The sequence below is a fragment of the Caballeronia sp. 11_S32 genome (genome assembly GCF_056930355.1).
On sequence record NZ_JBXOWH010000003.1, the window covers coordinates 2,142,919 to 2,163,486 of the forward strand.

The window sequence follows — 20,568 nt, forward strand, 5'->3', positions numbered from 1 at the left end:
GGCGGTCAGTCCGCGAGCCAGATCATCGCGGCCATGCGTCCCGTCACCCGGTCGCGCCGATAGGAATAAAAACGCGCGCTTTCCGTGACCGTGCAGTGCGTGCCGCCGTGGATGCGCGCGGTATCGACGCCGAGATCCGCGAGACGCAGGCGCGCGAGCGCGTAGATATCGGCGAAGTATTTGGCGGGCGCGCCGCCCACATGCCTGAACGCCCTTTTCGTCTCATCGCGGTGAGCGGCCGGCGCCGCCGCGACGAAGGCATCGAGCACGTCCTCGCCCACTTCGAACGCGTCCGGCCCGATCGCCGGACCGAGAAACGCATTGAGGCTCGATGCCGGCACGCCCGCGAGCGTCGCCACGCGCTCGCCCGTCTTCTCGATGATGCCGCCCGCGAGACCGCGCCAGCCCGCGTGCGCGGCGCCTACCGCGCGGCCGTGGTCGTCGCAGAAGAGCACGGGCAGGCAATCGGCCGTCATCACGACGCAGACGACGCCCGCGCGATCCGTCACGCTCGCGTCGGCGCGCGTGCGCTCGCCCTGCGCGAGGCGTTCGATCACGGCGTGCGCGTCCTCGATTTGCGCGCCGTGAATCTGTTCGAGCCACGCGGCACTGCGCGAACCCGCCAACGCGAGCGCGCGGCGGCGGTTCTCCTTCACTGCTTCCGGCGCGTCGCCCGAGGAGAAGCCGAGATTGAGCCCGCCCGCGCCGGGCGCACCGCCGTCGTACGGCGCGTCGCTCACGCCGCCCGCGCGCGTCGTAACGAATGCCCGCACGCGCGGAGACACCTTCCATTGCGGCCAGAGACAGTCCTTCGATTGCAGTTCGCCAGCGTCGCTCGTCATGCTTCGTCGTCCTCGTAATCTTCGTCGTCCCACTCGGCTTCTTCGCCCTCGCCCATTTCGTAGACTTCCGCGAAGTCCTCGTCTTCGTCGAATTCGACTTCCTCATCCTGTCCGAACCCGAGCGCGGCGGAGAGCGTCGCGATATCTTCGGGAACGTCCGCGCGCCAATGCACTTCCTTGCCCGTCGCGGGATGAATCAGGCCGAGCCGCCACGCGTGCAGCGCCTGACGCGCGAAGCCGTCGGGCAGCGGCTTCACCGAACGCTTGCCACGCGCGTGCCCGTACACCGGATCGCCCAGCAGCGGATGCTGGATATGCGCGCAATGCACGCGAATCTGGTGCGTGCGGCCCGTTTCCAGATCGCAGTGGATGGCGCTCACCGGCTGACCGTGCCACGTCGTGCGGTCAACGGTCCGAAAATGCGTGCGCGCCGCCTTTCCCGATGCGGTCTTGACCACCGCCATGCGCGTGCGCTCCCGCGGATCGCGGCCGATCGGGGCGTCTATGGTGCCTTCGTCGGGCATGTTGCCCCACACGAACGCGACGTAGCGGCGCTTGACCGTGCGCGCCTGCAACTGGCGCACGAGGTCGGTCTGCGCCTCGAGCGTGCGCGCGACGACCATCAGCCCGGACGTCTCCTTGTCCAGCCGATGCACGATGCCCGCGCGCGGCAGGCCGGCGGCGGCATCGCCGTAACGATGCAGGAGGCCGTTGAGCAGCGTGCCGCTCCAGTTGCCCGCGGCCGGATGCACGACCATGCCCGCGGGCTTGTTGATGACGACGAGCGCATCGTCCTCATACACGATATGCAGCGGCACCGGTTCCGGCGTGAACGCGAGCTGCTCCGGCAAGAGGTCCGGCACGAGCGTGATGGTCGCGCCGAGCGGAACGGGCTGGCGGATTTTCGCGAGCGCGCCGTCGACGAGCACGCGTCCTTCCTCGATCCAGCTCTGCATGCGGCTGCGGGAGAACTCGGGGAAGATTTTGGCGAGAACCTTGTCGAGCCGGTCGCCCGCGAGCCCGTCGGGCACGCGCGCCTCACGTGGCGCTTCGCGGCCCGCGCCGCCGGTCGAATCGGCGGAAGCTGAGTCGTCGCGGGTGGCGCATGGGCTATAATCTTCAGGTTGGTCTTTGGTACGACGAGTACTTGAGCGGGTCATTTCAACGAGATTCGGCGGGCAAACGCCCTGGAAGCACCACGTAGCCGGCCAGCTTTACGGGCAGCGTTTCACTGTCACGTTGCGCGAAACGCGTCGCACGAAACTCAGGCGGCAACAATCGTGAGCCGCGCCGGAAACACAGCTAGAACAGCGAGAATCAGCCAGGAACAGCAAGCACTGATGCGAGCCTTCAACACCATTCATCACTCGATGCGTCAATCGATCAAGTATCTGGCGCTGGCCGCGAGCGTCGCCATCGTAACGGCCTGTCACGGCCTTCCCGAGAAGACCGACGAAACGGCAACGTGGAATAACAACAAATTATATACGGAGGCTCAGGACGCGCTATCCGGCAGCGACTGGGGCAAGTGCGCGAAATATTTCGAAGCGCTCGAGGGCCGCGACCCGTTCGGCCACTTCGCGCAGCAGGCGCAGATCAACGTCGCGTACTGCAACTGGAAGGATGGCGAAACCGCCAACGCCGACCAGGCCATCGACCGCTTCATCAAGCTGCACCCGGATCACCCCGAGATTTCCTACGCGTACTATCTCAAGGGCATGATCCACTTCAACGACGACCTCGGCCTCTTCGGCCGCTTCTCCGGTCAGGACATGAGCGAGCGCGATCCGAAATCGCTGCGCGAGTCCTATGACGCGTTCAAGGTCGTCGTCGACAAGTATCCGCAGAGCAAGTACGCGCCCGACGCCGCGCAGCGCATGCGCTATATCGTGAACGCGCTCGCTTCGCACGAAGTCCACGCGGCGGATTACTACTATCGGCGCGGCGCGTATGTGGCGGCGATCAATCGCGCACAACTCGCGATTCGCGAGTACAAGAACGCGCCGGCGACGGAAGACGCGCTGCACATCATGATGCTCTCGTACGAGAAGCTCGGTCAGCCGCAACTCGCCGACGACACCAAGCGTGTGCTCGCCGCGACGTTCCCGGACAGCCCGTATGTCACCGGCAAGCGCCGCGCGGGCACTGAGAAGCCGTGGTATCAGATCTGGTAAGAAAAATGGCCGGTTCATAACCGGCCATTTTTTTGCATCCACGCAAACTTAGGAATCCGACCGTTATTCGGCCAGTTCCGTTTTCCACTTCGCGGCATCGCTGAAAAATTCGCGCACCACGTCGAGCTCGCGCGTGCGCTTGAACGGCGGCAGACTTTGCCAGATGCGCCGGCCGTAAGGCTTGTCGACGAGGCGCGTGTCGCAGATCATCAGCACGCCGCGATCCCTCTCCGCGCGAATCAGACGCCCCGCGCCCTGCTTGAGCGTGATGACCGCCTGCGGCAACTGATGCACGGCGAACGGGCTCAGACCTTTCTTTGTCAGCGCGTCGAGGCGCGCAGCGAGCACGGGATCATCGGGCGGCGCGAACGGCAGCTTGTCGATGACGACGAGCGACAATGCATCTCCACGCACATCGACGCCTTCCCAGAAACTTTGGCTGCCCACGAGAATCGCGTTGCCGTAGGCGCGGAAGCGGTCGAGCAGCTCGGTGCGGCTCGCATCGCCCTGCACGAGCAGCGGATTGTCCCAGCCGCGCCGCTCGATCACATCGCGCAGGCGATTGGCGATGCGATCCACCGCGCGCAATGTCGTGCACAGCACGAACACGCCGCCGCCCGCCGCTTCGATCACCGGCAACGCCGCTTCGAAGACGGCATCGGTGAATTGCGGCGACGAAGGCTGCGGCAGATTGCGCGGCACGTAGAGCAAGCCCTGCGACGGGTAATCGAACGGGCTCGGCAAGGTCATCGAACGGCGTGCGTTCAGACCCATCTGCGCGGCGTAGTGCGTGAAGTCGCCGCGCACCGAAAGCGTCGCCGACGTGAAGATCCACGCGCGCGGCACGCCCGAGCGCTGCTTCGCGAAGATCGGCGCGACGGACAGCGGCGTCTCGTGCAACTGAACGGTGTGCGAGAACACTTCGATCCAGCGCACCATCTCGTTCGGCTCTTCCTTCGCGGCTTCTTTCGCGGTGTCTTCGTCCGCGACCACGGCGCGTTCCAGCGAGGTCGGCGGCGTGGTCCAGCCGGCGAGCAGATCCTGCAGCTCGCGCGCGCGGCGAACCAGCGCCTGCAGCGATTCCGCCCGCTCGCCATGCGCCGACAGCGCCGAAGCGAGCGCCGAAAGATGCGTTTCGAGGGTGTCGAGCGCCTCGAAGAGCGGATGTCCGTCCGGCAACTGCCCGAGCGACAGCCGCACCGAATCTTCCTTGAACGCGAGCCGCACGTCGCGCGCCGCACGCTCCAGCGCCGCGCCGAGCTTGGTCCAGTCGGCGGCGTCGCGCGCGTGCGAAAGACCTTCGGCGACCGTATCGCGCGCGAGTTCGAGCAACTGGGTGGTCGAAAGCGTCTCGCCGAAAAAGAGCGTCGCCGTTTCGGGCAGCTGATGCGCTTCGTCGAAGATGATGGTGTTTGCCGTCGGCAACAACTCGGCCATGCCGGTGTCGCGCAACATCACGTCGGCGAAGAACAGATGGTGATTCACCACGACGATGTCCGCCTGCTGCGCCTCCTTGCGCGCCTGCATAACGAAGCATTCTTTGTAGTGCGGGCATTCCTGGCCAAGACAGTTGTCGCGCGTGGACGTGACCATTGGCCAGACGGGCGAGTTCTCCGGCACGCTCGCGAGCTCGGCCTTGTCGCCGGTGCGCGTGATCTTCGCGAAACGGATGATCTCCTGCAGATGCGACGTGTCCTGGCGCGTCGGCAGGCGGCCGTTGTCGGCGGTGCGCTCGAGGTAGTAATGACACAGGTAGTTCGCGCGGCCCTTCAGCATCGCGACCGATACCGGCACGGCGAGCGCATCGCGCACCGTGGGAATGTCGCGCTGAAAAAGCTGGTCCTGCAGATGCTTCGTGCCCGTGGACACGATGACCTTGCCGCCCCACAGCATCGCGGGGACGAGATACGCATAGGTCTTGCCGGTGCCCGTGCCTGCCTCGACGATAAGCGTGTTCTCGCCGCCGTCGATGGCCGCCTTCGCCGTCGCGATGCCGATATCGTCGGCCGGCTGCTCGTCTGGCGTGTACGGTTTGTCGGAGGGGCCGAGCTTGCGCGCGGGGCGGCGCTGCGCTTCGAACATCGCGGGCTCGGGCATTGCGCGGCCGGATGCTTCCATCGCGGCGGCGACCGAGCGGGCCATTTCGATCTGCGATGCGCGCGGCCGATAGCCGTCGATCGCGCGCGCGAGCAGCCCTTGCGCGGAGAAGATGGCGTCGAGTTCGACGCCGCGCTTGTCGGTCAACGCGAGCGGCGCGTTGGCGTCGTCACTGGGTTGTGCGGATGAGTTCAAGGCGTGCTAAATCCTGCGGGTTTCGGCGCGGCCGCGCACGCGAGGCGCCTCCGCCAGCACGAGCCCGCGGCCGGCGCGCGGCGTTCAGTGCGCGTCCGAGTCCAGCTGCAATTGCAGCAGGAGAATGGTGTCCTTCACCTTGAGCTTGCGCTTTTTCAGGCGCCTCAGCTCCAGGTCGTCGGTGCCGGACATCTTGTCGATCAGCGTGTCCAGACTGTGATGCTCTTCCTGCAACTGCGCGATGCGATCGCGAAGCACAGCGGCATCCATGGCGGGTTGTCGGGGTGCGTTCAAGCGCTGCTGCATGTTCGCCTCCTTTCATCCTCTTTGCTCGGGGCTGCCCGGGCTTGCGCGGCAAGCCCTACTTACCTTGCTGCTGTTGCTGCTGCAGTTTCAGTTGCTCCTGGCGCTCCTGCTCCTGCTGCTGCGCCTTTTCCTGCGCCTTCTTCGCGGCTTCCTTCTGACGTGCCTCGACTTCCGCGCGATGCTGGGCGGCTTCCTGCTGCTTCTGCTCGAAGCGCTGCGCCTTGTCCTCGCGTTCCTGCGCTTCCTGCACGCCGCGCGCGCGCGACTCGTCGAGCTTCTTCTGGTAATCCGCCTGCTTGCGATCGTACGCCGCCTGGTTGGCTGCGCGTTGCGGCGCCTCGGCGCTGCGCTGCGCGGCGGCGGCCGCGTTCTGGCGCTGCTTGTCCTCGAAGGACTGCTGGCTCGCCTTCTCGTTCGCCGCGCGCTGTGGCGCTTCCGCGTCGTACTGAGCCTGCTTGAGCGCCTTCTGCTGATCGCGCTCTTTCGCCCGTTCGGCGCGCTGCTCGTCGTCGAGCGCGAGTTGTTCCTGGCGGATCTGCTGACGCGTCTCGCGCATCTCGTTGCGCGCGTTGTCGAGGCAATGATTGACGAAGAACTTGCTATAACAGTCGTGCTGCTTCACGCCATAGCGATAGTTGTTCTCCTCCGTGCGCCGGTCCAGCACTTTCTGGCGTTCCGCGAAACCGGCTTTCAGCGCGTCATCGGCGCTTTGCGCAGCCTGCGGACCCGCCGGCGCCGCGGCGTCGAGCGCTCGCGTGCTCACGGACGTGCCGGGATCGACGGGCTTGGCGGATTGCGCGAGCGCATGCTGCGGCGCAAATGCGCACAGCAGCGAGAGCGCCGCTGCAGCCGGCACGTTTGAAAGGCGGAAGTTGGGCAAATGGATGGACGGCAACGTGATAAAGAATCAGATGCGAAGCGGCTTGTGCGATGCCGAAATTCTATCACCGCGCGCCGGAGCGCTCCGCCATTTATGGCAAAATGCCCGGCTTCAGCAACCCGGTCCGAACCCGGCTCGCCACGTGTCCACCCGCTCGCCGCGCCGCGCTCACACGAGCCTCGCGCACGCGACGCGGATCTCGCCCGCGAGCCGCAGACAGCGCAGAACCATGACGGAAACCGTAGCACTCAAGATCGTACAGCGCATCGCCACTGAACTCACCGTGCAGCCGCGCCAGGTCGCGGCCGCCGTGCAGCTTCTCGACGAAGGCTCGACTGTCCCGTTCATCGCCCGGTATCGCAAGGAAGTCACCGGCAACCTCGACGATACGCAGCTGCGCACGCTCGAAGAGCGCCTGCTCTATCTGCGCGAGCTAGAAGACCGCCGCGCCGCGATCCTGCAAAGCATCGACGAGCAAGGCAAGCTCACCGACGAACTGCGCGGCGCCATCGAAGGCGCGGACAGCAAGCAGGTGCTCGAAGACCTCTATCTGCCGTACAAGCCCAAGCGCCGCACGCGCGCCCAGATCGCCCGCGAAGCCGGTCTCGAGCCGCTCGCGCAGGCGCTGCTCGCCGACCCCACACTCGACCCGCAAGCCGAAGCGGCGAAGTTCGTCGATGCCGAAAAAGGCGTCGCCGATACGAAAGCCGCGCTCGACGGCGCGCGCGACATCCTCTCCGAGCAGTTCGGCGAAACGGCCGAAGTCCTCGGCAAGCTGCGCGAGCATCTGTTCAGCCAGGGTCTCGTGATATCGAGCGTGGTGGACGGCAAGGAAAGCGAGGAAGGCGAGAAATTCCGCGATTACTACGACTACAGCGAAACGATCCGCACGGTGCCGTCGCATCGCGCGCTCGCGCTGTTCCGTGGGCGCAATGCGGGCGTTCTGAGCGTCAAGCTCGGTCTCGGCGAAGAGCTCGACGCGCAGATTCCGCACCCGTGCGAAGCGATGATCGCGCAGCACTTCGGCATCGCGAATCGCGGCCGCGCCGCGGACAAATGGCTCTCCGACGTGTGCCGCTGGTGCTGGCGCGTGAAGGTGCAGCCGCATATCGAAACGGAATTGCTCACGCAGTTGCGCGAGGAAGCCGAGCACGAAGCGATTCGCGTGTTCGCGCGCAATCTGAAGGACTTGCTGCTCGCCGCGCCTGCCGGCCCGAAGGCCGTGATCGGTCTCGATCCGGGCCTGCGCACCGGCGTGAAGGTCGCGGTCGTCGACCGCACCGGCAAGCTGCTTGCCACCGACACCATCTACCCGCACGAGCCGCGCCGCGACTGGGACGGCTCCCTCGCGAAGCTCGCACGCATCGCGCACGCGACGCAGGCCGAACTCGTGTCGATCGGCAACGGCACCGCATCGCGCGAAACCGACAAGCTCGCGAGCGAGCTCATCGCGAAGCATCCGGATCTGAAGCTGCAGAAGATCGTCGTGTCGGAAGCGGGCGCGTCGGTGTATTCCGCATCCGAACTCGCCGCGAAGGAATTTCCGGAACTGGATGTGTCGCTGCGCGGCGCGGTGTCTATCGCGCGGCGTCTGCAGGATCCGCTCGCCGAGCTCGTCAAGATCGAACCGAAGGCGATCGGCGTGGGCCAGTATCAGCACGACGTGAATCAGCGCGAACTCGCACGCTCGCTCGATGCGGTCGTCGAGGACTGCGTGAACGCGGTGGGCGTCGATGCGAACACGGCGTCCGTCGCCCTGCTCGCGCGCGTGTCAGGTTTGAACGCGACGCTCGCGCGCAATATCGTCGAATTCCGCGATGCGAACGGCCCGTTCCCGTCGCGCGAGCATCTGAAGAAGGTGCCGCGTCTCGGCGATAAAACCTTTGAGCAGGCGGCGGGCTTCCTGCGCATCAACAATGGCGAAAATCCGCTGGATCGCTCGTCGGTGCACCCGGAGGCGTATCCGGTCGTCGAGCGCATTCTCGCGAAAATCAAAAAGCATATCGGCGATGTGCTCGGCAAGCGCGAAGCGCTCACGGGCCTTTCGCCCACTGAATTCGTCGATGACCGCTTCGGCCTGCCGACCGTGCGCGACATCCTCACCGAGCTCGAAAAGCCCGGCCGCGATCCGCGCCCAGAGTTCAAGACCGCGACGTTCAAGGAAGGCATCGAGAAGATTTCGGATCTCGTGCCGGGCATGATCCTCGAAGGCGTGGTCACGAACGTCGCGGCGTTCGGCGCGTTCGTCGATATCGGCGTGCATCAGGACGGCCTCATGCACGTCTCGGCGCTGTCGACGAAATTCATCAAGGACCCGCACGAAGTCGTGAAGGCCGGTCAGGTCGTCAAGGTGAAGGTGCTGGAGACCGATGTGAAGCGCCAGCGCATTTCTCTGACGATGCGCCTCGACGATGACCTCGCGCCGGCGTCGGCGGGCGGCAACGCGGGCGCGCCGCAATCGCGCGGTTCGCAGGATCGTCGTTCGGGCCAGCGTCCTCAACAGCGCCGCGAGCCGGAACCGGCGGGCGCGATGGCCGCGGCGTTCGCAAAGCTGAAACGCTGACCGCTTAAGCTGCCAACAAAAAACCCCACGTTTTGCGACGTGGGGTTTTCTTTTTGCGCTTCCGGACGATGAGGCGTCAGATCTCGATCTTCGTCCCCAGCTCGACCACCCGATTCGCGGGAATACTGAAGAAATCCGTCGGCTTCGCGGCATTCTGATGCATCCACGCGAACACGCGCTCGCGCCACACCGACATGCCCGGCAGTTCCGTCGGCACCACGGTCTCGCGGGCCATGAAGAACGACGTGTCCATCAGCTCGAAGGTCATCGCGTGCGTGCGCGTGATCTGCTCGAGCACGGCCTTCACGTCCGGCGTCTCGTTGAAGCCGTAAGCCGCCTTCACGAGGAAAAGCCCGCCGCCAATATCCTTCACTTCGAGACGGTGCGCATCGTCCACATAGGGAATGTCGCGCGTCTTGAAGTTCAGGAAAATGGTGCGCTCGTGCAGCACCTTGTTGTGTTTCAGGTTGTGCAAGAGACTCACGGGCACGAGCGAATCGCTGCCGGTGAGATAGATCGCCGTGCCCGACACGCGATGCGGCGGATGCGCGAGCAATCCCTGGAGGAACGGCATCAGCGGGATACCGTCGGCGGCCGTGCGGTCCTTCACGATCATGCGGCCCTTGTACCACGTCATCAGCAGGAAGAAGAGCGCCCCGCCGATGCACAACGGCAACCAGCCGCCCTGCTCGATCTTGAGCAGGCTCGCGCCGAAGAAGCCGATGTCGATCATCAGAAACACGGCGATCATCCCGCCGACGAGAAAGCGGTTCCAGCCCCACAGATTCACCATCACGACCGACACGAGAATGGTGGTCGTGAGCATCGTCGCGGTGACGGCGAGACCGTACGCAGCCGCGAGATTCTCCGAGCTCTTGAAGCCGATGACGATGCACAAGATGATGAAGAGCAGCATCCAGTTGACGAGCGGAATATAGATCTGCCCGATCGCAAGCTCCGACGTATGCAGAATCTTCATGCGCGGCACGTAGCCGAGTTGAATAGCCTGGCTCGTCAGCGAATACGCGCCGGAAATGACCGCCTGCGATGCGATCACGGTCGCGACCGTCGACAGAATCACGAGCGGCAGCAAGGCCCAGTCGGGCGCGAGCAGAAAGAACGGGCTTTCGATGGCCTTCGGCGAGTGCATCAGCAGCGCGCCCTGCCCGAAATAGTTCAGCAGCAGCGACGGCATCACGAGACCATACCAGCCGTAGCGAATCGGCTTCGCGCCGAAGTGGCCCATGTCCGCGTACAGCGCCTCGGCGCCGGTCAGCACGAGCACCACGGAGCCGAGCACGATATAGGCCTGCAATACGTGCTGCGCCATGAAGGAGATCGCGTAGTACGGATTGAGCGCGGCGATGATGCGCGGCTCCATCACGATATGCGCGCCGCCGAGCACCGCGAGCGTCACGAACCACACGAGCATGATCGGGCCGAAGAGCTTGCCGACCACCGCCGTGCCGTGACGCTGAATCCAGAAGAGCGCGATCAGGATGACGATCGTGATCGGGATCACGTAGGGCGAGAGCGTCGGCGCGGCGAGTTCGAGACCTTCGACCGCGGAAATGACCGACATCGCGGGCGTGATGACCGCATCGCCATAGAACATGCAGGCGCCGAAGATGCCGAGCATCATCAGCACGCCCGAGACCTTGCCCCCTTCCTTCACGCTGCGCAACGCGAGCGTGGTCATCGCGAACACGCCGCCTTCGCCGTTGTTGTCGGCGCGCATGACGAAGAGCACGTACTTGACGGCGACCACCATGACGATCGCCCAGAAGAGCAAGGAGATGACGCCGAGAATCGACGCCTCGGACAAGCCAATGCCGTGGGACGGGCTAAAGGCTTCCTTCAATGAATAGAGAGGACTCGTGCCGATGTCGCCGAATACGACGCCGATGGCCGCAAGCGCTAGCGAGGACAGGGGCTGTTTATGCTCGTGCGCGTGAGTCGTGTTAGTCATAAAAGCGGGATATCCGTCCAGGGCGGAAGAAAAACGAACGCCATTCTATCTAACGTCGCACGCTGTGGCGCCTTCTCGCGTGTTGCTCGAACGCCACGAGAGACGCGAGTGAGAGTTTAGCATCGCGTTCCGCATGCGTCGGCGGGCGCGCCCGGCGCGATCGGGACGCGTCGTCGGCCGATCCCACAAACGAAAAAAACGCCGTTGCGCCCGGCTTCGTGCCAGGCGAACGGCGTTTGTCATGCGAAACGATCAGGCGCCGCGAATCATCCGCGTCCGTTTTGCGTGCCTCGCTTGATCCACGCGCCGAGGTTGTGCGGGCGCACCGTGTCCCACTCCTCGAACGGCTGATGAATCCACGGGTTCGTTTCAAGATGCTGAACGTGGTAGTCGGGCTTGACCTTGGAGCACGCCTTGTACCAGAGCACGGCCGAGCGCACCGCCGTGATCGCCGGATACCGTTCCTTCAGATGCTCCTGCACGCGCGCGAGCGTGACGCCCGAATCGACGAGATCGTCGACCAGCAGCACGTTGCCGGAGAGATCGCCGCGCGTCATCGTGATGTATTGCGCGATGTCGAGATCGCCCTGCTCCGTGCCCGCCGCTTCGCGGTACGAGCTGGTCGCGAGGATCGCGAGCGGCAGATCGTAGATGCGCGAGAGCTGGTCGCCCACGCGCAGCCCGCCGCGCGCGAGACACAGGATCTTGTCGAACTTCCAGCCCGACTCGTGCACCTTCAGCGCGAGCAGTTCGATCAGGCGGTGATATTCATCCCAGCCGACCCAGAGGTTCTTGTCGTCGTTACGCGGGTCCGTCATCGCGATCATGGTGAGGCTCTTTCAAATGCTTAGGTTATATACGAAATGTGGCCGCGTATCTGACAATAGGCGGCCACATTCTTTACAGCGTCCGGTTCAGGTTCAGTGCTCGTTCGAGCTCAGACCTTGAACGGATGGCGAAGCAGGATGGTTTCGTCGCGGTCGGGGCCGGTCGACACCATGTCGATCGGCACGCCCGCCACTTCCTGCACGCGCGTCAGGTACTTGCGCGCGTTCTCCGGCAGGCCATCCCATTGCGTGATGCCGATGGTGCTTTCCTTCCAGCCGCCGAAGGTCTCGTACACCGGCTCGCAACGCGCCACTTCCGATGCGCCGCGCGGCAGGATATCGACCAGCTTGCCGTCGAGCGTGTAGCCCGTGCAGAGCTTCACTTCGTCGAGGCCGTCGAGCACGTCGAGCTTGGTCATGCACAGGCCCGAAATGCCGTTGATCTGGATCGAGCGGCGCAGCGCCGCGGCATCGAGCCAGCCGGTGCGGCGCGGACGGCCCGTGACCGAACCGAATTCCTTGCCCACGGTCGCGAGATCCAGGCCGACCTTCTCCTGACGTTGCGGATTGTCGGCGTCATACAGCTCGCTCGGGAACGGACCCGAACCAACGCGCGTGCAATACGCCTTCGTGATGCCGAGGATGTAGTTCAGGCGCTGCGGCCCGATGCCCGCGCCCGCCGTCGCCGCGCCCGCGACGCAGTTGCTCGACGTGACGAACGGATACGTGCCGTGATCGATATCGAGCAGCGTGCCTTGCGCGCCTTCGAACAGCAGGTTGTGGCCGGCGTGGTTTTCGTCATAGAGACGGCGGGAGACATCCGTGACCATCGGCGCGAGACGGTCGGCGTAGCCGAGCATCGTGTCGAGCGTTTCCTGAAAGTCGACGGCCTTCGCGCCGAGATACTGCGTCAGCACGAAGTTGTGGAAATCGAGCGCTTCGCGCAGGCGTTCTTCGAACACCGCACGATCGAAGAGATCCTGAACGCGCAGGCCGCGACGGGCCACCTTGTCTTCGTACGCCGGGCCGATGCCGCGCCCGGTCGTGCCGATCTTGCCGGCGCCGCGCTTGGCTTCGCGCGCCTGGTCGATGGCGACGTGGTACGGAAGAACGAGCGTGGCGGCTTCGGAAATGAACAGCCGCTTTTGAACGTCGATGCCCGCGGCTTCGAGTTCGTCGATTTCCTTGAAGAGCGCTTCCGGCGACAACACGACGCCATTGCCGATATAGCAGGCCGTGCCCGCGCGCATGATGCCCGAAGGAATGAGGCGCAGAATGGTTTTCTTGCCGCCGATGATGAGCGTATGGCCGGCATTGTGACCGCCCTGGAAGCGCACGACGCCCTGGGCGTGGTCCGTCAGCCAGTCGACGATCTTGCCCTTGCCCTCATCACCCCACTGGGTGCCCACCACGACGACGTTGCGCCCGGGGTTCACATTCACTGCACTGGCAGACATGTTGATTCGTTAGCTGGTTAAAAACGTATTTTACCTATGTTCGCGGAAGGTTCCGAGTTTTTCGGGACGCGTTTCGCGATTTCGTCACGCTCGCCCGATTGGCAAGTTCTAACAAAAAGTCCTTGCCGATCAAGCGATTGTATTCGAGCCGCTCAGGCGCGCGGCTCGACCGCCCACTTTCCGTCGCGCTCGACGAGCACGCGGTCGAACGCGAACTCGTCCAGATCGTGTTCGTGGCCGGGCAGCGCCTGGATCACCACTTCGCCCGCGTCGCGCAACGCGAAAATCGCCGCGCGCAGCGGTTCGTCGTGCTTCCACGGCGCGAGGATCGCGCTGCCGCGCGCATCGACGGGCGAAATGCGCGCCACTTCGCGCAGATCGAGCGAGAAGCCCGTCGCGGGCCGCGCACGGCCGTACGCGAGCCCGACATCGTCGTAGCGGCCGCCGCGCGCGACCGCATTCGGCACGCCATCGACATAAGCCGAGAACATCACGCCGCTGTGATACGCATAGCCGCGCAGGTCCGCGAGGTCGATCATCAGCTCCGCGCCTTCGACCTGGCCCGCGAGGAACGCGAGATCGTCGAGTGCGCGCGCGATCACCGGGAGATTCGGCAGACGGCCGCGCGCGATCTGCAGCACCGATGCATCGCCGTAGAGCGACGGCAGCGCGCGCAGCGCCTCGCGCGGCACTTGGCCGAGATGCGCGGTCAACTCGTGCAGGCGCGGCACGTCCTTGGTCGCGAGGGCGTCGTAGAGCGCCTCGCCGAGCGACGCCGCGGCCGGCTCCAGTTCCAGCAGCGCGGCGAGCACGCCCGCGTGGCACAGATCGAGACGCACTTTCGTCAGACCGGCGAGATGCAGCGAATCGAGCATCAATTGCTGGATCTCGAGATCCGCTTCGAGCCCTGCGTGACCGTAGATTTCAGCGCCGATCTGGATCTGCTCGCGCGTCGCATGCAGCCCGCGCGGACGCGTGTGCAGCACGACGCCCGCATAGCACAGCCGTGTCACGCCCTGACGGTTCAGCAAATGCGCGTCGATGCGCGAGACCTGTGGCGTGATGTCCGCGCGCAGGCCGAGCGTGCGCCCGGACAACTGATCGACGAGCTTGAAGGTGCGCAGATCGAGGTCGCTCCCGCCGCTCGTCAGGAGCGATTCGAGATACTCGAGCATCGGCGGCATCACGAGCTCGTAACCGTACGAACGGAAACGGTCGAGCAGGCGGCGGCGCAGCTCTTCGATCTTGCGGGCTTCCGACGGCAAGACGTCGGCGATATTCTCGGGAAGTAACCAGGTGGACATCGATACGTTTCCTACGGGACGCGAGTCATGGCGCTTGGACGCGGCGCTCGCGGACTTGAACGGTCAGGGACGAAAGAATAAGGACAAGATAGGCGAAATGGCGGCGGGCTGCCGGATGATGCTCATGTCGCGATCAGCAGCAGGATGAGGCCGAGCACCATCGCGACGAGCCCGCCGATGCGGATGTGGTGAATCGGCCGCTCCGCGATGCGGCGAAAGGTGTCGCGCCACGCGGTCGGAAAAACGAAGGGAAACATGCCTTCGATGATCAGCATCAACGCAAGAGCGAGCAGTAACGTCTCGGCCATGTCCAAGGGAGTTTGAGTGCCGCGCGACCGGCAAGGTCCGGCGCGCGGCGCGGGCGGGAATCAGCGCTTCGCCGTCGCGGGCGCCGACGTATCCGCCGCGCCGCCCGTCGGGCTTTTCATGAAGCGGAAGAAATCGCTGCTCGGGTCGACGACGATCACGTCGCCCGGCTTGAACGTCTTCTTATACGCTTCGAGGCTCTGATAGAACTGGTAGAACTGCGGATCGCGCCCGTAAGCGTCGGCCGCTATGGCCGCCGCCTTGCTGTCTCCTTCGCCCTTGATCGACTGCGCCTGGCTGTAGGCATCCGCGATGATCGCCTGCTGCGTGCGCTCCGCATCGGCCTTGATCTTGTCCGCTTCCGCCGTGCCCTTCGCGCGCTCGTTCGCCGCCGCCTGCTGGCGCGCCGCGATCATGCGCTTGTAGACCGAGTCCGCCACCGTCGACGGAAAGTCGATGCGCGTCATCTGCAAATCGACGAGCTGCACGCCGAACGCGGCGGCCGCGCCTTCCACGCTCTTCTGCGCCTCGGTTTCGAGCGCCTGCTGACTCGCGAGCGCGTCGGTGAGCGGGCGCTTCGCGAAGCCGCTTGCGAGCGCCGTGCGCGCGAGCGCGATGACGCGCTCTTCGGCCGTCTGCGTGTTCTTCTCGTTGCTCTCGAAGAGCTTCAGCGGATCGGCGACGCGATACTTGACCACCGTGTTCACGAGCACTTCGTTCTTGTCCGCGGTCGAGAAGCGGTCGGCGCCGGATTCGTCGATCGTGAGCGTGCGCGTGTCGATGAGCGTGAGCGTCTGGAACGGCGGCGGCAGCTTGAAGTGCAGACCGGCGCCTTCGAGACGCGGATTGCCTTCGCCATGCGCGGCGACGATGGCGGCATGTCGTTCGTCGACGGTGAAGATCATCGATGAACCGACGAACAGCACGATGACGACGGCGACGATGAGCGCGATGATTCGATTCATGTTCGCGCTCCTTATTGCAGATCGTCTTGACGGCTGCGGGAGCGGAACGCATCGCGCGAGCGCAGCGGATCGCCGCCGGCATTCGCACTCGCGCCGCTTGCCGCGCTGGCCGGTGCCGCCACCGGCGCCGATGCGCCCGCGGTGCCCTGCGCGCGCGCCTGCGGCGCTTCGGCCGGGGCCGCTGCGGCCGCGCCGCTCGCGCCTTCCGCCGACTCCTTCGCCTGCTGGCGATTGGCTTCGACGAGCTTGTCGAGCGGCAGATACACCACGTTGCTGCCGGCCTTGCTGTCCACGAACACCTTCGTGGTGCGCGAGTAGATCTGCTGCATCGTATCCAGGTACATGCGTTGACGGATGACCGCGGGCGCCTTCGAGTATTCGGCGTACACCTCTTTGAAACGCTCGGCGTCGCCTTGTGCCTGCGTGACCTCGCGATTGCTGTACGCCCTCGCCTCGTCGATCAGCTTGGCCGCGTCCGCCTTCGCGCGCGGCAGCAACTGATCCGCATACGCCTGAGCGGTGTCGCGTGCGCGCTCGTTGTCCTGACGCACCCGGGCCGCTTCCTCGAATGCGGACTGGACCTGCTGCGGCACCTGCACGCTCTGCACCGCGACGCCCGTCACCTGCAGACCGGTGCGATAGGTATCGAGCGAACGCTGGATCGACTCCATCAGGCGCGAGCGCAGCGCTTCGCGATCCTTGTAGAGCAGATCGTCCGTCGAGAGCCCGCCCGCGATCTCGCGGATCGCCGCTTGCGCGGCCTGCGTAACGCTGTCGTCAGCGTTCACGCTGCGGAACAGGAAATCGGTGGGCGACTTGATCTGATATTGCACAGCGAAGCGCACATCGAGAATGTCGGCTTCGTTCGTCAGGAGCGACGCGTCGCGCACGTTGCCTTGCGAGAGCGCGGTGCCGCGCCCCACTTCGACGGAGCGAATCTGCGACGTATCGACGATCTCGCTCGACTGGAACGGATACGGCAGGCGCCAGTGAATGCCTTGCGACACGGTCTGACGATACTTGCCGAACTGCGACACGACGCCGACATGCCCGTCCTGCACGACGAACACGCCGCTGCCGAGATAGATGGCGATCAACACGCCAATGACGATGCCGACGCCGATTTTCGTGCCACGGCCGTTCTCGCGCGGCGCGCCGCCGCCGCCGTTGCCGGGCTTGCGGCCGAACACGCCGGCGATGCGGCGGTTGAACTCGCGCCACATCTCGTCGAGATCGGGCGGACCTTCGTCCTTGCCGTTCGGGCGCTTGCCATCTTGAGGACGCTTCGTGTCGTTCTTCACGCCATTGCCGTCGCCCCGCCCCCAGCGCGGATCGTTGATCGAAAAGACGGCATGCTCAGCTTGCCGGTTAGTCCGCTCTTTGTAGTCGTTCACTCGGTGATTCACCATTAGACAGCCGGATCGATGCCGGGTCGACGCAATCCCAAGCGACTCAATGTCCGTGCTCGGGAACCTTGTGATCGTCACGCTCAACGGCCTGCCGGCGGTCTTCCGGCTGCGCGTTCGCATCGTGTGTGGCGTTTGACCCGGACTGCGTGGATTGCGTTGCTTCGGACGCCTCGTGCGACTCCGGAAGTTCGGCGAGCACGCTGGGTAGGCCCGCATCGGTTTCGTCGGATTCCGCCGTGGCAATTTCGGCGATGGCAGCGCGCAGCGCATCAAGCCCCTGCCCCGTGCGTGCGCTCAAGAAAACGCGCGAAATATTACCATACTCGTCCCTTTCAACCGCCTCGTCACGGGCCGCCAGCTCGGGCACGGAATCGATCTTGTTGAAGACGAGAATCTGGCGGATATTGTCCGCGCCGATGCCGCGCAACACCTCGTTCACCTGATCGATCTGATCGAGGCGCACTGCGCTCGACGCATCGACGACGTGCAGCAGCACGTCCGCGTGAATGGTTTCCTCGAGCGTCGCACGGAACGCGGCGACGAGCTGGTGCGGCAATTCGCGGATGAACCCGACCGTATCCGACACCACCACATGCCCCGCTTCCTCGCCGAGGAACACGCGGCGCGAAGTGGTATCCAGCGTTGCGAAAAGCTGATCCGCCGCGTAGGCCTGCGCCTTGGTGAGCGCGTTGAAGAGCGTGGACTTGCCCGCGTTCGTATAGCCGACGAGCGACACCGACATCGTGCGGTTGCGCGCGCGCTGACGCCGCTGCGTGCCGTGCTGACGGCGCAGCCTCTCGAGCCGCGACTTGAGCGCCTTGATGCGCTCGCCGATCAGACGGCGGTCGGTTTCGAGCTGCGTTTCACCCGGGCCGCGCAGGCCAATACCGCCCTTCTGGCGTTCGAGGTGAGTCCACGCGCGAATCAGGCGCGTAGACAGATATTGCAGTTGCGCGAGTTCCACCTGCAGCTTGCCTTCGTGGCTGCGGGCGCGCTGCGCGAAGATATCGAGAATGAGGCTCGTGCGATCCACCACGCGGCGATTCAGCGCGAGCTCGAGATTGCGTTGCTGCGCGGGCGCGAGCGCGTGATTGAAAATGACGAGTTCGACGTCGTTCGCTTCACACTGAAGGCGCAGTTCCTCGACCTTGCCGCTGCCGATGAACATCTTGGCATCGGGGCTCGATCGGCGGCCGGTGAGCGTGACGGCGGGATGGGCGCCCGCACTTTGTGCGAGCAGACTGAGTTCTTCCAGACTGGCTTCGAAATCGATCTTGCCGAAGTCGATACCGACGAGCGCTGCGTTGATCAAATTAATATGTTTAAGTTTTTGAAGCGACCGGCGAGTTTCTTAATGTTCGGTTTATTACTGCCGGTCGCAACACGGTTTAGGACGTTTCAGCGTCCGGGTGGAAATTCACCGGGCGGGCCGGCACGACCGTCGAAATGGCGTGCTTATAGACCATCTGGGTGACCGTATTTCGGAGCAACACGACGTACTGGTCGAACGATTCGATGTTCCCTTGAAGCTTGATGCCGTTGACCAAATAGATCGACACCGGCACGTGCTCTTTACGCAGTGCGTTCAAAAACGGGTCTTGTAACAATTGCCCTTTGTTGCTCATAGCAAACTCCGTGTTTTTTTGCAGGTTGGAAGTATTGTGGACGAAGAAAAAGAGATCCGCCGACAATCGCTACACTATAGCCGATTTTCGCTGTTTCACGTTTTCGGCGCCGGCTCGGCCAAATGGCCAGCGGCGCCGATACGCAAGGCTTCACGCGGCTCTCATTCCTTGTCCGCGTAAGGGTTTCGGCTCGACCGAAACTCTATGCGAAGTGGAGTGCCGGCGAGTCCAAAAGTTTCGCGAAAGCGCCCTTCCAGATATCGCTTGTACGTCTCCGTGACCGCGTCGAGCGCGTTGCCGTGCACGACGATGATGGGCGGATTCTGCCCGCCCTGGTGCGCGTAGCGCAGTTTCGGCCGCACCGGCCCGCGGCGGCGCGGCTGCTGGAACTCCACCGCTTCGATCAGCGCGCGCGTCAGCTTCGGCGTCGGCAGCTTGGCCATCGCGGCGGCGTAGGCGTCGTCGACCGATTTCATCAACGCGCCGATGCCCGTCTTTTCCAGCGCGGAAACGTAGTGGAATTTTGCGAAGTCCAAAAACTTGAGCTTGCGCGTCAGGTCCGCCTTGGTGCGCTCACGCACATGCGAATCGAGGCCGTCCCACTTGTTCACGCCGACGACGAGCGCGCGGCCCTGCTCCACCACGAAGCCCGCGATGTGCGCGTCCTGCTCCGAAATGTCCTGCTGCGCGTCGAGCAGGAGGATCACGACGTTGGCATCGGCGATCGACTGCAGCGTCTTCACCACCGAAAACTTCTCGATCGCTTCGAACACCTTGCCGCGGCGGCGCAGGCCCGCGGTGTCGATCAAGGTGTATTTGCGGCCTTGGCGCTCGAAATCAATATAGATGGAATCGCGCGTGGTGCCGGGCATGTCGAAGGCGATCACGCGCTCCTCGCCGAGGAGCGTGTTCACGAGCGTCGACTTGCCGACGTTCGGCCGCCCGACGATCGCGATCTTGACGCCGTGCTGCGCCTTTTCCTCGTCCGTTTCTTCCGGCTGATCCTTGTACGCGATATCGAGCGCGTCGTTGATCATCTCCAGGACGCCGTCGCCGTGGGCGGCCGAGATCGCGCGCGGATCGCCGAGACCGAGTTCGTAGAAGTCCGACGCAACCGCCGTGTACTTCATGCCCTCGGCCTTGTTCACGACGAGAAAGAGCGGCCGGCCGGTCTTGCGCAGGTAGTCGGCGATCGCCTTGTCCTGCGGCGCGAGCCCGTTGCGGCCATCGACGATGAACACGACGACATCGGCCTCTTCCACCGCCTGACGCGTCTGGCGCGCCATCTCGTGCAGGATGCCGTCCTTCGCGACCGGCTCGAAGCCGCCGGTGTCCACGACGAGATACGGTCGCTCGCCGCCCACGCGGCCTTCGCCGTAATGGCGGTCGCGGGTGAGGCCCGGCAAGTCGGCGACGAGCGCGTCGCGCGAGCGGGTGAGCCGGTTGAAAAGAGTCGATTTCCCCACATTGGGGCGCCCGACGAGGGCAATCACGGGTTTCATCTGATGTTGTTCAAGGTTGAACGCAAGGCGGACGCGGTACGCGCGGTAGAAACGTCTCGTTGCGTTCCGCTACGCCGCGCAATGGCTGCGCTTGTCGAAAATTAGCATGGATTCGGCCTGCCGCACGCGACGCGCGCCGGAGAACCT

General features: G+C 64.5%; 17 protein-coding genes. 2 read left to right on the top strand and 15 right to left on the bottom strand.

All coding sequences use genetic code 11. The features are described from left to right. Positions 1-5 precede the first annotated feature (5 nt). Positions 6-842 carry a peptidoglycan editing factor PgeF gene (pgeF, locus tag AC1Z32_RS21650; protein WP_483480505.1) on the bottom strand — a complete coding sequence of 279 codons (837 nt, stop codon included), beginning with the start codon at positions 840-842 and terminating at the stop codon, positions 6-8. Further along, positions 839-2,002, bottom strand: a complete 1,164-nt coding sequence (locus AC1Z32_RS21655) for an RluA family pseudouridine synthase (protein WP_483480506.1) — start codon at positions 2,000-2,002, stop codon at positions 839-841. The genes pgeF and AC1Z32_RS21655 overlap by 4 nt, the downstream gene beginning before the upstream one ends. Positions 2,003-2,182: 180 nt before the next feature. On the opposite strand from AC1Z32_RS21655, the gene AC1Z32_RS21660 reads away from it, so the two are divergent. Continuing rightward, entirely contained in the window at positions 2,183-3,016 is an 834-nt protein-coding gene (locus tag AC1Z32_RS21660) for an outer membrane protein assembly factor BamD (RefSeq protein ID WP_483480507.1), read from the top strand. A gap of 63 nt (positions 3,017-3,079) precedes the next feature. Here the strand turns inward: AC1Z32_RS21660 and yoaA are convergent, their stop codons facing one another. The 3 genes from yoaA to AC1Z32_RS21675 form a co-directional block, all read right to left on the bottom strand. After that, entirely contained in the window at positions 3,080-5,308 is a 2,229-nt protein-coding gene (gene yoaA, locus AC1Z32_RS21665; RefSeq protein ID WP_483480508.1) for a DNA repair helicase YoaA, read from the bottom strand. A gap of 84 nt (positions 5,309-5,392) precedes the next feature. Next, positions 5,393-5,578, bottom strand: coding sequence for a DUF465 domain-containing protein (locus AC1Z32_RS21670; RefSeq protein ID WP_061120338.1), 186 nt, complete (start codon positions 5,576-5,578; stop codon positions 5,393-5,395). Between the two features lie 91 nt (positions 5,579-5,669). Beyond that, positions 5,670-6,470: a colicin transporter gene (locus AC1Z32_RS21675; RefSeq protein ID WP_483480509.1), complete on the bottom strand. Its 801-nt coding sequence runs from the start codon at positions 6,468-6,470 to the stop codon at positions 5,670-5,672. 253 nt (positions 6,471-6,723) lie between these two features. On the opposite strand from AC1Z32_RS21675, the gene AC1Z32_RS21680 reads away from it, so the two are divergent. Beyond that, on the top strand, positions 6,724-9,057 hold the full coding sequence (locus AC1Z32_RS21680; RefSeq protein WP_483480510.1) for a Tex family protein: 2,334 nt from the start codon (positions 6,724-6,726) through the stop codon (positions 9,055-9,057). A gap of 76 nt (positions 9,058-9,133) precedes the next feature. Here the strand turns inward: AC1Z32_RS21680 and AC1Z32_RS21685 are convergent, their stop codons facing one another. From AC1Z32_RS21685 to der, 10 genes are all read right to left on the bottom strand, one after another. Then, positions 9,134-11,026 carry a potassium transporter Kup gene (locus tag AC1Z32_RS21685; protein ID WP_483480511.1) on the bottom strand — a complete coding sequence of 631 codons (1,893 nt, stop codon included), beginning with the start codon at positions 11,024-11,026 and terminating at the stop codon, positions 9,134-9,136. Positions 11,027-11,292: 266 nt separating this feature from the next. After that, a complete protein-coding gene (locus AC1Z32_RS21690; protein WP_008349397.1) occupies positions 11,293-11,853 on the bottom strand; it encodes a phosphoribosyltransferase in 561 nt (186 codons plus the stop codon). A gap of 110 nt (positions 11,854-11,963) precedes the next feature. After that, positions 11,964-13,310 carry an adenylosuccinate synthase gene (locus AC1Z32_RS21695; RefSeq protein WP_483480512.1) on the bottom strand — a complete coding sequence of 449 codons (1,347 nt, stop codon included), beginning with the start codon at positions 13,308-13,310 and terminating at the stop codon, positions 11,964-11,966. 152 nt (positions 13,311-13,462) lie between these two features. Continuing rightward, a complete protein-coding gene (locus tag AC1Z32_RS21700) occupies positions 13,463-14,614 on the bottom strand; it encodes an ATP phosphoribosyltransferase regulatory subunit (protein ID WP_483480513.1) in 1,152 nt (383 codons plus the stop codon). 122 nt (positions 14,615-14,736) lie between these two features. Continuing rightward, positions 14,737-14,928: a DUF2065 domain-containing protein gene (locus tag AC1Z32_RS21705; protein ID WP_061163725.1), complete on the bottom strand. Its 192-nt coding sequence runs from the start codon at positions 14,926-14,928 to the stop codon at positions 14,737-14,739. Between the two features lie 54 nt (positions 14,929-14,982). Next, positions 14,983-15,885 carry a protease modulator HflC gene (hflC, locus tag AC1Z32_RS21710; protein WP_483480514.1) on the bottom strand — a complete coding sequence of 301 codons (903 nt, stop codon included), beginning with the start codon at positions 15,883-15,885 and terminating at the stop codon, positions 14,983-14,985. Between the two features lie 11 nt (positions 15,886-15,896). After that, complete coding sequence (gene hflK / locus AC1Z32_RS21715) at positions 15,897-17,279, bottom strand: FtsH protease activity modulator HflK (protein ID WP_483480515.1); 1,383 nt, start codon at positions 17,277-17,279, stop codon at positions 15,897-15,899. A 58-nt stretch (positions 17,280-17,337) separates the two neighbouring features. Next, positions 17,338-18,606, bottom strand: a complete 1,269-nt coding sequence (gene hflX, locus AC1Z32_RS21720) for a GTPase HflX (RefSeq protein WP_483480516.1) — start codon at positions 18,604-18,606, stop codon at positions 17,338-17,340. Between the two features lie 76 nt (positions 18,607-18,682). Continuing rightward, positions 18,683-18,919 carry an RNA chaperone Hfq gene (gene hfq, locus AC1Z32_RS21725; protein ID WP_035930711.1) on the bottom strand — a complete coding sequence of 79 codons (237 nt, stop codon included), beginning with the start codon at positions 18,917-18,919 and terminating at the stop codon, positions 18,683-18,685. A gap of 161 nt (positions 18,920-19,080) precedes the next feature. Continuing rightward, entirely contained in the window at positions 19,081-20,421 is a 1,341-nt protein-coding gene (der, locus tag AC1Z32_RS21730) for a ribosome biogenesis GTPase Der (protein ID WP_483480517.1), read from the bottom strand. Between the last annotated feature and the right edge of the window lie 147 nt (positions 20,422-20,568).

Excerpts from the sequence above, each read along its gene's own strand:
- pgeF (WP_483480505.1), bottom strand. The coding sequence starts at position 842 with ATGACGAGCGACGCTGGCGAACTGCAATCGAAGGACTGTCTCTGGCCG.
- AC1Z32_RS21655 (WP_483480506.1), bottom strand. The coding sequence starts at position 2,002 with ATGACCCGCTCAAGTACTCGTCGTACCAAAGACCAACCTGAAGATTAT.
- AC1Z32_RS21660 (WP_483480507.1), top strand. The coding sequence starts at position 2,183 with ATGCGAGCCTTCAACACCATTCATCACTCGATGCGTCAATCGATCAAG.
- AC1Z32_RS21670 (WP_061120338.1), bottom strand. The coding sequence starts at position 5,578 with ATGGATGCCGCTGTGCTTCGCGATCGCATCGCGCAGTTGCAGGAAGAG.
- AC1Z32_RS21680 (WP_483480510.1), top strand. The coding sequence starts at position 6,724 with ATGACGGAAACCGTAGCACTCAAGATCGTACAGCGCATCGCCACTGAA.
- AC1Z32_RS21685 (WP_483480511.1), bottom strand. The coding sequence starts at position 11,026 with ATGACTAACACGACTCACGCGCACGAGCATAAACAGCCCCTGTCCTCG.
- AC1Z32_RS21690 (WP_008349397.1), bottom strand. The coding sequence starts at position 11,853 with ATGATCGCGATGACGGACCCGCGTAACGACGACAAGAACCTCTGGGTC.
- AC1Z32_RS21695 (WP_483480512.1), bottom strand. The coding sequence starts at position 13,310 with ATGTCTGCCAGTGCAGTGAATGTGAACCCCGGGCGCAACGTCGTCGTG.
- AC1Z32_RS21700 (WP_483480513.1), bottom strand. The coding sequence starts at position 14,614 with ATGTCCACCTGGTTACTTCCCGAGAATATCGCCGACGTCTTGCCGTCG.
- hflC (WP_483480514.1), bottom strand. The coding sequence starts at position 15,885 with ATGAATCGAATCATCGCGCTCATCGTCGCCGTCGTCATCGTGCTGTTC.
- hfq (WP_035930711.1), bottom strand. The coding sequence starts at position 18,919 with ATGAGCAACAAAGGGCAATTGTTACAAGACCCGTTTTTGAACGCACTG.
- der (WP_483480517.1), bottom strand. The coding sequence starts at position 20,421 with ATGAAACCCGTGATTGCCCTCGTCGGGCGCCCCAATGTGGGGAAATCG.